This window comes from Roseobacter sp. HKCCA0434 (genome assembly GCF_032464675.1).
In the GTDB taxonomy this organism is placed as follows: Bacteria; Pseudomonadota; Alphaproteobacteria; order Rhodobacterales; family Rhodobacteraceae; genus Pontivivens.
This window is the reverse complement of record NZ_JAWDKL010000033.1, coordinates 1-13962: the sequence shown is the minus strand read 5'-3', so window position 1 is coordinate 13962 and position 13962 is coordinate 1. Positions and strand designations below refer to the sequence as shown.

General features: G+C 66.5%; 14 protein-coding genes and 1 tRNA gene. 8 read left to right on the top strand and 7 right to left on the bottom strand.

All coding sequences use genetic code 11. The features are described 5' to 3' along the window. Both ettA and RX333_RS15680 read right to left on the bottom strand, forming a co-directional pair. Positions 1-1656: an energy-dependent translational throttle protein EttA gene (gene ettA, locus RX333_RS15685; RefSeq protein ID WP_316015900.1), complete on the bottom strand. Its 1656-nt coding sequence runs from the start codon at positions 1654-1656 to the stop codon at positions 1-3. A 91-nt stretch (positions 1657-1747) separates the two neighbouring features. Further along, positions 1748-2290 carry a hypothetical protein gene (locus RX333_RS15680; RefSeq protein ID WP_316015899.1) on the bottom strand — a complete coding sequence of 181 codons (543 nt, stop codon included), beginning with the start codon at positions 2288-2290 and terminating at the stop codon, positions 1748-1750. Between the two features lie 104 nt (positions 2291-2394). On the opposite strand from RX333_RS15680, the gene RX333_RS15675 reads away from it, so the two are divergent. Both RX333_RS15675 and RX333_RS15670 read left to right on the top strand, forming a co-directional pair. After that, entirely contained in the window at positions 2395-2859 is a 465-nt protein-coding gene (locus RX333_RS15675) for an MOSC domain-containing protein (RefSeq protein WP_316015898.1), read from the top strand. Between the two features lie 33 nt (positions 2860-2892). Next, positions 2893-3498 carry a nicotinate-nucleotide adenylyltransferase gene (locus RX333_RS15670; RefSeq protein ID WP_316015897.1) on the top strand — a complete coding sequence of 202 codons (606 nt, stop codon included), beginning with the start codon at positions 2893-2895 and terminating at the stop codon, positions 3496-3498. A 175-nt stretch (positions 3499-3673) separates the two neighbouring features. On the opposite strand, the gene RX333_RS15665 is transcribed toward RX333_RS15670, so the two are convergent. From RX333_RS15665 to RX333_RS15655, 3 genes are all read right to left on the bottom strand, one after another. After that, positions 3674-4084 (bottom strand): cupin domain-containing protein, encoded by a 411-nt coding sequence (locus RX333_RS15665; RefSeq protein WP_316015896.1) that lies wholly within the window; start codon positions 4082-4084, stop codon positions 3674-3676. Between the two features lie 6 nt (positions 4085-4090). After that, positions 4091-4888 carry a hypothetical protein gene (locus RX333_RS15660; RefSeq protein WP_316015895.1) on the bottom strand — a complete coding sequence of 266 codons (798 nt, stop codon included), beginning with the start codon at positions 4886-4888 and terminating at the stop codon, positions 4091-4093. 107 nt (positions 4889-4995) lie between these two features. Next, positions 4996-5403 carry a tellurite resistance TerB family protein gene (locus RX333_RS15655; RefSeq protein ID WP_316015921.1) on the bottom strand — a complete coding sequence of 136 codons (408 nt, stop codon included), beginning with the start codon at positions 5401-5403 and terminating at the stop codon, positions 4996-4998. 102 nt (positions 5404-5505) lie between these two features. Here RX333_RS15655 and RX333_RS15650 point away from each other — a divergent pair, with 102 nt between their 5' ends. The 3 genes from RX333_RS15650 to RX333_RS15640 all read left to right on the top strand — a co-directional run bounded on the left by RX333_RS15650 (position 5506) and on the right by RX333_RS15640 (position 10023). Further along, positions 5506-7089, top strand: a complete 1584-nt coding sequence (locus RX333_RS15650; RefSeq protein WP_316015894.1) for a lysine--tRNA ligase — start codon at positions 5506-5508, stop codon at positions 7087-7089. Between the two features lie 87 nt (positions 7090-7176). Continuing rightward, a complete protein-coding gene (locus RX333_RS15645; RefSeq protein ID WP_316015893.1) occupies positions 7177-7578 on the top strand; it encodes a DUF4864 domain-containing protein in 402 nt (133 codons plus the stop codon). Positions 7579-7743: 165 nt separating this feature from the next. Further along, entirely contained in the window at positions 7744-10023 is a 2280-nt protein-coding gene (locus RX333_RS15640) for a glycosyl hydrolase family 28-related protein (protein WP_316015892.1), read from the top strand. A gap of 43 nt (positions 10024-10066) precedes the next feature. On the opposite strand, the gene RX333_RS15635 is transcribed toward RX333_RS15640, so the two are convergent. Continuing rightward, positions 10067-10567, bottom strand: a complete 501-nt coding sequence (locus RX333_RS15635; RefSeq protein WP_316015891.1) for a hypothetical protein — start codon at positions 10565-10567, stop codon at positions 10067-10069. 8 nt (positions 10568-10575) lie between these two features. Continuing rightward, positions 10576-12759 (bottom strand): excinuclease ABC subunit UvrB, encoded by a 2184-nt coding sequence (gene uvrB / locus RX333_RS15630; protein ID WP_316015890.1) that lies wholly within the window; start codon positions 12757-12759, stop codon positions 10576-10578. Between the two features lie 316 nt (positions 12760-13075). Between uvrB and RX333_RS15625 the strand changes: the two genes are divergently transcribed. The 3 genes from RX333_RS15625 to RX333_RS15615 all read left to right on the top strand — a co-directional run bounded on the left by RX333_RS15625 (position 13076) and on the right by RX333_RS15615 (position 13790). Next, entirely contained in the window at positions 13076-13291 is a 216-nt protein-coding gene (locus RX333_RS15625; RefSeq protein ID WP_316015889.1) for a hypothetical protein, read from the top strand. Between the two features lie 102 nt (positions 13292-13393). Next, positions 13394-13705: an ETC complex I subunit gene (locus RX333_RS15620; RefSeq protein ID WP_316015888.1), complete on the top strand. Its 312-nt coding sequence runs from the start codon at positions 13394-13396 to the stop codon at positions 13703-13705. Between the two features lie 8 nt (positions 13706-13713). Beyond that, positions 13714-13790 (top strand) — tRNA-Arg (locus RX333_RS15615). Positions 13791-13962: the final 172 nt, after the last annotated feature.

Here is a 13962-nt window from a genome sequence, read left to right as displayed (position 1 = left end):
CTACCGCACGAACTTCTTGTGCTTCAACCGCTTCGGCTCCAGCGCATCGGCCCCGAGGCGGCGTTTCTTGTCTTCCTCGTAATCCTCGAAATTGCCCTCGAACCATTCGACATGGGCCTCGCCCTCGAAGGCGAGGATGTGGGTGCACAGGCGGTCGAGGAAGAAGCGGTCGTGGGAGATGACGACGGCGCAGCCCGCGTAGTCGACCAGCGCGTCTTCGAGCGCGCGCAGGGTTTCCACGTCGAGGTCGTTGGTTGGCTCGTCGAGCAGGAGGACGTTGCCCGCCTCCTTGAGGAGCTTGGCCATGTGCACCCGGTTGCGCTCCCCGCCCGAGAGCATGCCGATCTTCTTCTGCTGGTCGCCGCCCTTGAAGTTGAAGGCGCCCACGTATGCGCGCGAGTTCATCTCCGCATCGCCGAGCTTGATGATGTCGAGCCCGTCGGAGATCTCGTGCCAGACCGTGACCTCGGCATCGAGCGCGTCGCGGGACTGGTCCACGTAGCTGAGCTTGACCGTGTCGCCGAACTCCACCGTGCCCTCGTCGGGCTGTTCCTGGCCGGTCAGCATGCGGAAGAGGGTGGACTTGCCCGCCCCGTTCGGGCCGATCACGCCGACGATGCCGCCGGGCGGCAGCGAGAAGCTCAGCCCGTCGATCAGGGTGCGGTCGCCATAGGATTTCTTCAGGTCCGTGACCTCGATGACCTTCTGGCCGAGGCGCGGGCCGTTGGGGATGACGATCTGGGCCTTCCCGATCTTCTCCCGCTCGGACTGGTTGGCGAGTTCGTTGTAGCGGTCGATCCGGGCCTTCTGCTTGGCCTGGCGGGCCTTGGCGCCCTGGCGCATCCATTCCAGCTCGCGCTCCAGCGTCTTCTGGCGGGACTTGTCCTCGCGCGCCTCCTGCTCCAGCCGCTTGGCCTTCTGCTCCAGCCAGGCGGAATAATTGCCCTCGTAGGGGATGCCGCGGCCGCGGTCGAGCTCCAGGATCCAGCCGGTGATGTCGTCGAGGAAGTAGCGGTCGTGGGTGACGATCAGGATCGTGCCCTTGTAGTCGATGAGGTGGCGTTGCAGCCAGGCGATCGTCTCGGCGTCGAGGTGGTTGGTCGGCTCGTCGAGCAGCAGCATGTCGGGCGCTTCGAGCAGCAGCTTGCACAGCGCCACCCGGCGCGCCTCGCCGCCCGAGAGGGTGTCGGGCATGGCCTCGTCGGGCGGGCAGCGCAGGGCCTCCATCGCCACGTCGATCTGGCTGTCGAGGTCCCACAGGTTCTCGGCGTCGATGCGGTCCTGCAGGGCCGTCATCTCGTCCATCGTCTCCTCGGAATAGTTCATGGCGAGCTCGTTGTAGCGGTCGAGGATCGCCTTCTTGGAGGCCACCCCCTCCATCACGTTGCCGCGCACGTTGAGCGCGGGGTCGAGCTTCGGCTCCTGCGGGAGGTAGCCGACGCGCGCGCCCTCGGCGGCCCAAGCCTCGCCGGTGAAGTCCTTGTCGAGGCCTGCCATGATCTTCATCAGGGTGGATTTACCGGCGCCGTTGACGCCGACGACGCCGATCTTCACGCCGGGCAGGAAGGAGAGGCGGATGTTCTCGAAGAGCTTCTTGCCGCCGGGATAGGACTTGGAGACGCCGTCCATGTGGTAGACGTACTGATAGGCTGCCATGGGAATGCTCCGGTAAGCTGAATGCGCGTTTGGCACCGGAGATAAGGGTTTTGCGCAAGAGGGGCAATCGGATGGCGTGAGGGAATGGGCCTCAAGGCGAGAGAGTGTCGAGCAGTCTCTCCTGCGCTTCGGCGTCGTCAAGGATCACGAGACCTTCGGCACGGATCCGCGCCGCCACGCGTGGCAGGGTTTCGGCCATGGCCTGCTGCGTGGCGGCCTCGTCCATCTGTGCCATGTAGTCGATGACGGGTGATGACCGGGACGAATTTTCCAAAATAGGCTCATTGGTTCGGTCGGCGGCCATGTCTGCCAGTTCCAGCGGCGAGAACCTGTCAAGATAAAGCGCGATAACCGGCTGGGACATAATTTCGACCATCACGGTGATGAATTCTTCTGCCATCAGAGCGTAGAATGCATCGGCGTCTCGCAGCGTGCCACCCGATTGGGCAAGGGGAGCCTCCATGGCCTGCTCCATGATCGGCATAAGAGGTGCGGAGGAGGCGGACAGGGCATCTCTCATCATCGTGGTCACGACGATCGTATGAGCGTTATCACGGGGGTCCGCCACGGTAGGAACAGCGAGGCCGATAAAAATGAGGGGGAAGATGAGGAGAGCGAGGCGGTTCTGGCTCATTGGGATGGTTCCGAGTTGCTGTGATCACCACGATTGGACACGTCCGATCTGCTATGCGCAAGAGCGCGCCGAAGCGGGTCGGAGGCAGGCGTGAGGAGGCGACTATGCTGCTCAAGGAGTTGATCGCGCGGACCGGCGGGCCGGGGCGGGTGGCTTGGATCGGGCTGCGCGGGGGCCGCCGGGCCGAGATGGCGGTCGTGGAGGCGGCCGGACTTGGGCCGGACGGGCTGGCGGGCGACCACGCGCGGCCGGGCAAGCGGGCGGTGACGCTGATCCAGGCGGAGCATCTGGCCGTGATCGGCGCGCTGGCCGGGCGCGAGGTCGGCGCGGAGCTGCTGCGCCGCAATCTCGTGGTCGCGGGGATCAACCTCAACGCGCTGAAGGGGCGGGAGGTGGCGATCGGCGGCGCGGTGCTGCGCTGGACCGTGCCCTGCCATCCGTGCAGCCGGATGGAGGAGGCGCTCGGCCCCGGCGGCTATGCCGCGATGCGCGGGCACGGTGGCTGGTGCGCCGAGGTGGTGGTGCCGGGACGGGTCGCGATCGGGGACGCGGTGCGCGCCGATGCTTGACCGCGACGGCGCGTCGCGCTTCATGTCGCCGTCATGACAGCGCTTCATCTTCCTCCGACCGCCTCGGGGCAAGCCATCGGGCTGCTCGGCGGCTCCTTCGATCCGCCGCATGAAGGGCATGTGCACATCACGCACGAGGCGCTGAAGCGGTTTGGACTCGACCGGGTGTGGTGGCTGGTCTCGCCCGGCAACCCGCTGAAGCCCGATGCGCCCGCGTCGCTGGAGCGGCGGATGGTGGCGTGCCGGGCGATCATGGATCACCCGCGGGTCGACATCACGGACGTGGAGGCGCGGATGGGCACGCGCTACACCGCCGAGACGCTGGCGCGGCTGGTTACGCTGCGCCCCGGCGTGCGCTTCGTGTGGCTGATGGGGGCGGACAACCTCGCCGGGTTCCACCGCTGGGAGGACTGGCGCGGCATCTTCGCGCGCGTGCCCATCGGCGTGCTGGCCCGGCCCGGCGAGCAGGTGCGCGCGGGGCTGTCGCCCGCGGCGCGGACCTTCGCCCATGCGCGGCTGGAGGACGGGGCCGCGACCGCGCTGCCGCGACTGCCGCCGCCGGTCTGGGCGATGGTGACGGGGCCGATGGTGGATCAAAGCTCGACGCGCATCCGGGCGTCGGGGGCGTGGGTGCGGTAGGATTTTGAAGGGGCACCCTCACCCCGGCCCTCTCCCGCCAGCGGGAGAGGGGGCGCTGGTTGCGATGGTCGGGAGTTGTGCCGAGGGGGCGCGTCTTGCAGACGGTCGGGCCGTGGCCCTCACCCCGGCCCCCTTCCGCCGGTGGGAGAGGGGCGACGGGTGGAGAGGGCGGCGCCTAGCCTTCGGGCGGGCGGGTGTAGTCGGCCTGCGACACCTCGTCGAGCCAGACGGTCTCGCCCTCAGGCTCCTCCTGCATGGCGATGTGGCACATGGCGGTGGTCGGCGACGCGCCGTGCCAATGCTCGACATCGGGCGGGATGAACACCGTGTCGCCCGCGCGGATCACCTGCGGGGCGGCGTCGCGCAGGGCGACGAGCCCGCTGCCCGACAGTACGCGCAGGGTCTGGCCGACCGGGTGGTGATGCCAGAAGGTGCGCGCGCCGGGCGCGAAGGTGACCTCGACGCTGCGGATGCTGGCCGGTTCCGGCGTCCGGATCACCGGCGCGATCAGCACGGTGCCCGTGAAGGCGGTGGCGGGCCCCAGCTTCCCCGGCCGGTCGCCGTTGCGGTGGATGATGAGCGTCATGGCCTCTCAGCCCTCCAGGCAGTTGAAGTTGAAGCGCCAGGGGCCTTCTTCGCTGATCATTCCCAGATAGCTCACGACGACGGCGCTGCCATTATCGTCGAGACGCAGGCTCTCCCCCGGATCGAGCCACCCGTTGCCGCTTTCGCCGGTGGGACCGCTGAGGCGGATGCCGACATCCCTGTTCACCGTGTTGAAGTCGAGCAGCCCAAGATTGAACCGAGCGGCACACAGGGTGATCCCATCGTCTTTCATCAGCACGAAATCTTCCTGCGAGGACATGCCGACCCTTGCGAGATCGCGGTTCTTCGTCGTGACGAACCTGTCCGTGACGCTTCCGACATCATCTGCGAAGCGGGTTATGTCGGGCCGCAGGGCTGCCATCTCGTCCAGAATGGTCGCGGTCAGACGGCGGACTTCCTCTTCCGTATCGGCCCCGTTGAGCGCGGCCATCGCCGACTCGATGCGCGAGGTTCGTTCGTCGATCTTCACCCGCAAATTTTCGGCGCGCAGGGCGGCCGCGTCGGGGAAGAGCCAGGAATATCCGGTGTCGAGCAGCTTGGTTCCGGACCACGCCAGAATGAAGGTCGCGAGCGCGAAGAGGGTGGAGTAGACCGGATGCTCCTTCCGCAGCCGGTCGAGCATGCGGAGGAAGCTTTCGCGTGGCTCGGGTGGCGCGGCCTCGGTGGTGGGAGTGGTCGCTACGGAATCCGGTGACGCGGGAGGCGTGTCAGGGTCTTGCATGGCGGGCAATCCAGGCTGGACAGGGTTCGGATGAACCAACCATTCCAGCTTGGACTGCTTCACGCAACAAATACGGCCTTCGAGGCCTCATCGTTTTTCGGCCGCTCGCCTCGGTCAGGCAGGCGCGCGTGCCGTGCCAGTCAATCGGGCAGGCGGGCGTGGCGCGCCAATCAGTTGGGCAAGCGCGCGTGCCGCGCGCGGGCGCCGCGTTCGATGGCGGCGGCGGTCAGGCGGTCGACGTCGAGGTCGTGGCGCAGGATCTCCAGGAGGCGCAGTTCCTCGATATTGACCGAGCCGTCGGCGGCGGCGACGTCGCAGGCGAGCGCGTAGGCGGTCTCGTTCAGGCGGCCGGGCAGGGCCTGGCCGATCGTGGCGACCAGCCGGTCGAGGCCGTCATCGGCGTCGAGGAAGGAAAACGTCCGGTCCGCGATCTGGGGCACCTGGCTCGCGTCGAAGCCCGCGAAGACGGGCAACACCGAGATGATGCTGCGGATGCTGTCGAGTTCCTCGTCGCTGAGCGTGCCGTCGGCGGCGGAGGTGGCGATCATGGTCGCGACGAGCGCGTCGTGCGGGGTCATCGTTTCGGTCACGTTTCTCTCCTGTCTGGACGCGGGGGATATATTGACGGAGAGGGGGCCTCTCAATAGGTGTGCGCGGATTCCAACTCCGGAGTGAGAGAGATGAGCGACTTGAGCGCCCTTGCCGAAACGTCGAAAGCCTGGCCCTTCGAGGAGGCGCGCAAGCTCGTCAAACGCTTCGCCAAGAAGGCGCCCGAGAAGGGCTATGTGCTGTTCGAGACGGGCTACGGCCCCTCCGGCCTGCCGCATATCGGCACCTTCGGCGAGGTGGCGCGCACCACGATGGTGCGCCGGGCCTTCGAGGCGCTGTCGGACATCCCGACGAAGCTCTTGTGCTTCTCGGACGACATGGACGGGTTGCGCAAGGTGCCCACCAACGTGCCCAACCGCGAGGTGCTGGCGCAGGACCTGAACCTGCCGCTGACGCGCGTGCGCGATCCGTTCGGCACGCATGACAGCTTCGGCGCGCATAACAATGCGCGTCTGATGGCGTTCCTCGACAGCTACGGATTCGACTACGAGTTCGCGTCCTCGACCGATTACTACCTGTCGGGCCGGTTCGACGAGATGCTGCAGCGGGCGCTGGAGCGCTACGACGCGATCATGGAGATCATGCTGCCCACGCTGGGCGAGGAGCGGCGCGCGACCTATTCGCCCTTCCTGCCGGTCAGCCCCAAGACGGGCCACGTGCTGCAGGTGCCGACGCTGGAGCGCAATCCCGAGAAGGGCACGATCGTCTACGAGGAGCCGGACGGCGAGCGGATCGAGATCCCCGTCACCGGCGGGCACGTCAAGATGCAGTGGAAGCCCGACTGGGCGATGCGCTGGGCCGCGCTCGGCGTCGATTACGAGATGAGTGGCAAGGATCTGATCGACAGCGTCACCCAGGCCAAGAAGATCTGTGGCGCGCTGGGCGAGCCGCTGCCCGAGACGCTGACCTACGAGCTGTTCCTCGACTCGGCGGGGCAGAAGATCTCGAAGTCGAAGGGCAACGGGCTGTCGATCGAGGAGTGGCTGACCTATGCCAGCCCCGAGAGCCTGGCGCTGTTCATGTTCCAGAAGCCCAAGACGGCGAAGCGGCTGCATTTCGACGTGATCCCGAAGGCCGAGGACGAGTATCACCAGCACCTGCGCGCCTATGCGGATCAGGACGGCAAGGGACGGCTGAACAACCCCGCGCACCATATCCACGGCGGCGACGTGCCCGAAAGCGATATGGAGGTGTCCTATTCCATGCTGCTCAACCTCGCCTCGGCGGCCAGTGCCGAAGACAAGGAGGTGCTGTGGGGCTTCATCCGCAAATACGCGCCCGAGGCGGGGCCGGAGAGCCATCCGGGCCTCGATGCGGCGGCGGAGCGGGCGGTGCGTTATTTCAACGACTTCGTGAAGCCCGCGAAGGTCTATCGCGCGCCGACCGAGCAGGAGCGGGCGGCGCTCATCGACCTGCGCGACCGGCTGGCGGCGTGGGACGGGCCGACGGATGCGGAGGCGCTGCAGTCGGAAGTCTTCGCCGTGGGCAAGGCGCACGGGTTCGAACCGCTGCGCGCCTGGTTCCAGGCGATCTACGAGGTGCTGCTGGGCGCGAGCCAGGGGCCGCGCTTCGGCGGGTTCGTGGCGCTCTACGGTGTCGAGGAGACGGTGGCGCTGATCGACCGGGCGCTGGAGGGCGCCTTCGTCGAGGGCTGAGCGTCGGGCGGATTTGCCGCAAGCCGTGAAACTTTCCCGAAACCTCTTTCGTGTCATTCTGCAAGGGATGGCATGAGGGAGGTTGCGATGAAGTGGTTTCTGGCGGGTCTGATGGCCCTGTGTCTGGCGGCGGGCGCCGCGCGTGCGGACGAGGCGGCGGTGCGCGACGTGATCGCGCAGCAGATCGACGCCTTCGGGCGGGAGGATCTGGACGGGGCGTTCACCCATGCCTCGCCGATGATCCAGCGCATGTTCGGCGGGCCGGAGCGCTTCGGCGCGATGGTGCGGCAGGGATATCCGATGGTCTGGCGGCCCACGTCGCTGCGCTTCGGCCTGACGCGGAGCGAGGGGGAAACCGTGTATCAGCAGGTGATCCTGGGCGATGCGCGCGGCAATTCGCACGTGGCAGAATACGAGCTGATCGAGCTGGAGGGCGTCTGGCGCATCAACGGCGTGCAGCTTCTGCCAGATGCGGGGGCCGGGGCTTAACCCGATCTTAACGAATTGCTGACAGAACGGGGACGCGCGGCCCGGTCGCCGCGTGTTTTTCCCTCAAGAGATTGCTGACCCGGATCGCGGGGCGGGTGTCTCTCTTGTATAGTCATGACCGACCTTTCGCATCGCGCTGCGCGCGCCGGGCGAAAGGATTTGTTCATGAACAAGGCCGTTACCGACGCCATCGACCTGATGCCGCCCGCCTTCGCCGACGGGCTCGACCAGTGGTCCAGTGCCGATGGGCGCAGCGGCCAGGCCAGCTATGACGGCGCTCCCAATGCCGCGCTGGTCGCCTCGGACGCCGATTTCGGCGACTGCCTGGAGATCTTCAAGATCGCGAGCGTGCAGAAGCTGCGCTGGTTCGGGCTGAGCCCGGTCGCGCCGGGCTGCTATCTGCGCGTCTCGGCCCGCGTGAAGCTGGTCGGCGGAAACCGCCCGAACGTGCGCATCGCGGCTTGGGTGCAGGATCAGGGCGGCAGCGCCGTTGCGGCTGCCACGACCGGGGCGGAGGTCTTCCTGGAGGAATACGGTCAGGTCTACGAGGTTTCGGCCATCGTCGGGCAGGGGCACCGGACCGGTGTGGACATGATCTGGCCGCAGGACGCGGCGGGCGCGCATTTCGGGATCGACCTGACGGGCGACAACAACTGTTCGGTCCGCATCGAGAGCATCCGCATCGAGGACGCGACCTCGGAATTCCACCGCACGATGATGGATTGGGTCGACGTTCGCGATTTCGGCGCGATGGGCGACGGCTCGACCGACGACACCGCGGCGTTCCACGCGGCGGACGCGGCGGCGCAGGGGCGCGATGTCCTGGTGCCAGGGGGCGACTACTACATCGCGGGCGAGCTGACGATGAACGAGAAGGTCCGGTTCACGGGCCGGATCGCGCCGAACTCTCCGGGCCGCGTCTCCTTCGCGTTCAACTACGATTACGACACCTATCTGGAGGCGTTCCAAGACGAGCAGGAGGCGCTGGAGCGCGCGATCGCGGCGCTCTACGCCTTCACCGACCATGACAGCCTCGACCTGTGCGGGCGGCGCATCCGCATGACGCGGCCCGTGGACGTGCACGCGGTGGTCGGCGACCGCGATACCTACGGCAACCGGCGGACGATCCGCAACGGGCATCTGGATGCGGCGTCGTCCTCCGCCTGGAACACGAGCACGGCGACGTCCAACGCCAGCTATGACCCGAACGACTCGCTGGTGCTGAGCAATGTCGGCAATATCGGGCAAATCGAGGTCGGCAGCCTGGTGACCGGCACCGGCGTCGGGCGCGAGGTCTATGTGCGCGAGGTCGACGTGCCGAACGCGCGGATCGTGCTGAGCCAGCCTCTCTACGCCGCGGCGGCGAGCCAGAGCTATACGTTCACGCGCTTTCGCTACATGCTCGACTTCTCGGGCTTCGCCTCCGTCAACCGGCAATGCGTGATGCAGGTGGAGTTCCTGTGCAACCGGCGCGCCTCGGCCATCATGCTGCCGCGCGCGGGCACGGCCTGGCACATCCACGATTGCTGGTTCATCCGGCCCGCGGACCGGGGCATCACCTCGATCGGGGAGGGGTGCAACGGCATCTCGCTGACCGGCAACGAGTTCCTGTCGGGCGAGACGGGCGAGCTGGTGCGCGACCGGCACACGATCGCGATCAACACCAACAAGAACGACCTGAAGTTCCGCAACAACCGAGTCGTGCAGTTCCTGCATTTCGCCGTGGTCGCGGGTGGCGGGCACATGTTCATCGGCAACCACTGGTGGCAGGGCGATTCCACCTCATTCGACGCGGAGCGATCGGCCGGCGTGGTGCTGACCAACAAGAACTGCAAGACGGTGTTCACCGGCAACTATTGCGACAACGCGTTCATCGAGCTGACCGACGAGCACAATTCCGATCCCAGCTCGACCCGTGCCTACGGGGCGCTGTCGATCACCGGCAACATCTTCACCTGTTCGAGCACGCGCAACGACTTCACCTATATCCGGCTGGCGCCGATCGGGACGAACCACTCGATCGACGGCGTCACGGTGATGGGCAACAGCTTCAAGACCATCGGCGGCGGCACGATCCTGCGCGTGGACGGGGTGGACGACGACCGCGGGGATTTCGATCACGGTGCGACGCGGGGCATGATCTTCTCGGGCAATGTCTACGAGCGGGTGACGATCCGGACGGCGAACCCGGCCTCGGTGCCGTACCAGAAGTTCGGGACCTCCAACAGCTGGACCGTGCCGACCAATGGCCGCCTGCCCTTCGGCGGGGAGGCGCTGGCGCTCGATGCGTTCGCGCCCGGCAACTACATGTCGAGCGGCTGGGATGGCGGCTTCCCGTCGGTGGCGTTCCAGCAAGGCGGCGACCGCTCCTCGGTGCGGCTGGACTGGCGCGCGTCGGTGGGCGGCCTGGTGCTGCTGACGGTGCGCTCCGACCGGCCGAGCTGAGAATCTGCGGCGGCCCCTTGACGGGGGTCGCCGCGTCCGATCCCTAGCGGACTTCGATCCTCGTCGGCAGCTCCAGCCGCAGGCGGCTGACGCGGGCATACTCGGTCTTCCAGTCGATGCCCGTGTTTATGCAGCGTGCCTCTGCGGTCGGCAGGTTGTCGTAGGAGGTCGCTGGCAGGAAGCCGAGCGGCGTCGCGATCAGCTCATCGTCGAAATAGACCCGGCCGCGGCGCACGGCCTGACGGGTAAGAGGCGTCAGATCGAAGCTGATGCCGCAGAGATGAGCCTGCCCGTCGACGCGATACATGCGAAAGGCGACGCCACTTTGCGGCTCATCAGACCGCCCGAATTCCGACACCGACATGCCGACGAACTGATAGGTGTTGTCGATGCGCGGGGTGAAGTCCGATGTGGTCGCTGCGCAACCTGCGAGGCCGCCGCAGAGCAAAGCGGCGATAAGGGTCTTTTTCATGTATCCATCCGTCTGGTTGTCCCGCGCCCCTTCTTGCAGAAGGAAGTGATCGCCGACAGTGACGAAGAACACGGTGACCGTCAGAACTTCTTCTGCGTCTTGCCGCGCTTGACCCGCGTGCCGCCGCGACCGGCGGTGGAGCGGCCCTGCTTGACGTCGCGGGCGGCGACGGCCTCCTCCACGGCGCGCTGGCGGATCATCGGGTCCTCGGAGACGGCGAGGTCGACGGCCTCCAGCCGCTTGACCTCGTCGCGGATGCGGGCGGCCTCCTCGAATTCCAGGTTCTCCGCCGCCTTGATCATGTCCTTGCGCAGCGCGTCGAGATGGGCGGCGAGGTTGTCGCCCACCTTCGGCGCGTCGACCTTGACGGTGATGCGCGACTGGTCGGTATCGCCCTTGTAGAGCCCGGCGAGGATGTCCTCGACGTTCTTCTTCACCGTCTCGGGCGTGATGCCGTGTTCCTCGTTATAGGCCATCTGCTTTTCGCGGCGGCGGTTCGTCTCGCCGATCGCGCGCTCCATCGAGCCGGTGATGCGGTCGGCATACATGATGACGCGCCCGTCCGCGTTGCGCGCGGCGCGACCGATGGTCTGGATCAGCGAGGTCTCGGAGCGCAGGAAGCCCTCCTTGTCCGCATCCAGAATGGCGACGAGCCCGCATTCGGGGATGTCGAGCCCCTCGCGCAGCAGGTTGATGCCGACCAGCACGTCGAACACGCCGAGGCGCAGGTCGCGCAGGATCTCGATCCGCTCGACCGTATCGATATCGGAATGCATGTAGCGGACCTTGATGCCCTGTTCGTGCAGGTATTCGGTCAGGTCTTCGGCCATGCGCTTGGTCAGCACGGTGGCGAGCACGCGGTAGCCCTTCTGCGCCACCTGCCGGATCTCGTCGAGCAAATCGTCGACCTGCATCTCGACGGGCCGGACCTCGACCGGCGGGTCGAGCAGACCGGTGGGGCGGATCACCTGTTCGGCGAAGACACCGCCCGATTGCTCCAACTCCCACGCCGCGGGGGTGGCGCTCACGAAGATCGACTGCGGGCGCATCGCGTCCCATTCCTCGAACTTCAGCGGGCGGTTGTCCATGCACGAGGGCAGGCGGAAGCCATGCTCGGCCAGCGTGAACTTGCGCCGGTAGTCGCCCTTGTACATGCCGCCGATCTGCGGGACCGAGACGTGGCTTTCGTCCGCGAAGACGATGGCGTTGTCGGGGATATATTCGAAGAGGGTGGGCGGCGGCTCCCCGGGCGCACGGCCGGTCAGGTAGCGCGAATAGTTCTCGATGCCGTTGCACACGCCCGTGGCCTCCAGCATCTCGAGGTCGAAATTGGTGCGCTGCTCCAGCCGCTGCGCCTCCAAGAGCTTGCCTTCCTTGACCAGCTGGTCGAGCCGCATCTGCAGCTCCGCCTTGATGCCCTTCATGGCCTGCGCCATCGTCGGGCGCGGCGTGACGTAGTGGGAGTTCGCGTAGACGCGGACCTTGTCCATGCTGCCGGTCTTCTGCCCGGTCAGGGGATCGAATTCCGATATGCTCTCCAGCTCCTCCCCGAAGAAGCTGAGCCTCCACGCGCGGTCGTCGAGGTGGGCGGGCCAGATCTCCACGCTGTCGCCGCGGACGCGGAAGGAGCCGCGCTGGAACGCGGCGTCGTTGCGCTTGTATTGCTGGGCGACGAGATCGGCCATCACCTTGCGCTGATCGTATTCGCGGCCCGCGATCAGATCCTGGGTCATCGCGCCATAGGTCTCGACCGAGCCGATGCCGTAGATGCAGGACACGGAGGCGACGATGATCACGTCGTCGCGTTCGAGAAGGGCGCGGGTGGCCGAGTGCCGCATCCGGTCGATCTGCTCGTTGATCTGGCTTTCCTTCTCGATGAAGGTGTCCGATCGCGGGACGTAGGCCTCGGGCTGGTAGTAGTCGTAATAGCTGACGAAATACTCCACCGCGTTGTCGGGGAAGAAGCCCTTGAACTCGCCGTAGAGCTGGGCGGCCAGCGTCTTGTTGGGCGCGAGGATGATGGCGGGGCGCTGGGTCTCCTCGATCACCTTGGCCATCGTGAAGGTCTTGCCCGTGCCGGTGGCGCCCAGCAGCACCTGGTCCTGCTCGCCCCCTTCGATGCCGGCCGCAAGCTCCGCGATCGCGGTGGGCTGGTCGCCGGCGGGGGAGAACTCCGTATTCATCCGGAATGGCTTGCCCCCTTCGAGCTTGGCGCGCTCGGGGCGGGTGTACATCGGCAGGGTTACGGCATCGGTCATGGGCATCTCTCCGGCATGGGGCAGAGATAGCGATCGCGGGCGGAGCTTCAATCGCGCGCGGGGTCGCACGGGGCGCGCACGGGCGCGTTCAGTTGCCGGTAAGGTCTGGCGGGCTAGATTGATCGAGGCAAGCAGCACATGTCGGGTCCGGGCGGTACCACCCACCCACATTCCCCCGCTCGGGCCTGGCAAACCTGCTGTGCAAGCATTTTTTTACCGACATCGCGAAAAAAAACGTTTCGGCGGGAACCTGCCGAGGGGTCCGGCGTTGTATTCCCAGAAGCGAGAAACAAAAATCTCAAATATTTCAGTGGAGTAAGTTATGCGTTCCTTCGTCAACGCCCTGTTTTGTAGTGCCGCCCTTTTCACCGCATTCGTCGCCGTGTCCGCACCGCGCCCTGCCGAGGCAGAGCTGAATGCGATCGCCACCAGCTTTGCCGACGGCGTCGGCGTCGCAGGCTCCGGCTATCTCGACCGGCTGTATCTCAGCCAGGAATCGAATGTCGAGCGCGGCTTCATGGTTGCCTCCGCTGACTGAAACACAGGCCATCATTAATGGCAACGTGACGCCCGCGCCCTTGCGCGGGCGTTTCGTTTTGCGCATAGAACCGATGAACCCATGACCGACCGGAGCCGACCCATGCTGGCGCGAATCTACAAGCCGTCCCGGAATGCCATGACCTCCGGCACCGGGAATACGAAATACTGGGTGCTGGAATTCGAGGCCGCCGAGGCCAAACGGGTCGATCCGCTGATGGGCTGGCAGGGCTCGGGCGACACGGCGGGGCAGGTGCGGCTGCGCTTCGCCGACAAGGACACGGCGATCGATTATGCCCGCCGTCACGGCATCCCCCATCAGGTGATCGAGCCGAAATCGCGGCGTCCCAACGTGCGCGCGCGCGGCTATGGCGACAATTTCGCCCATGACCGGCGCGGCGCCTGGACGCACTGATCCCCTCTGGCCCCTTAGCTCAGCTGGATAGAGCAGGTGACTTCTAATCATCAGGTCGGGGGTTCGAATCCTCCAGGGGTCGCCATTTTCCCTATAGTACGATGACCGCGCTGCGCCTGACCGGGGTGCAGGTGCTGCGCGATGGCGCGCTGCGCGGTGGTGAGGTCGCGCTGGCCGCGGGCCGGGTCGCGGATGGCGCCGGGGTCGAGGTCGATGGGCGCGGGCTGGTCGCGCTGCCCGGCATGGTCGACGCGCAT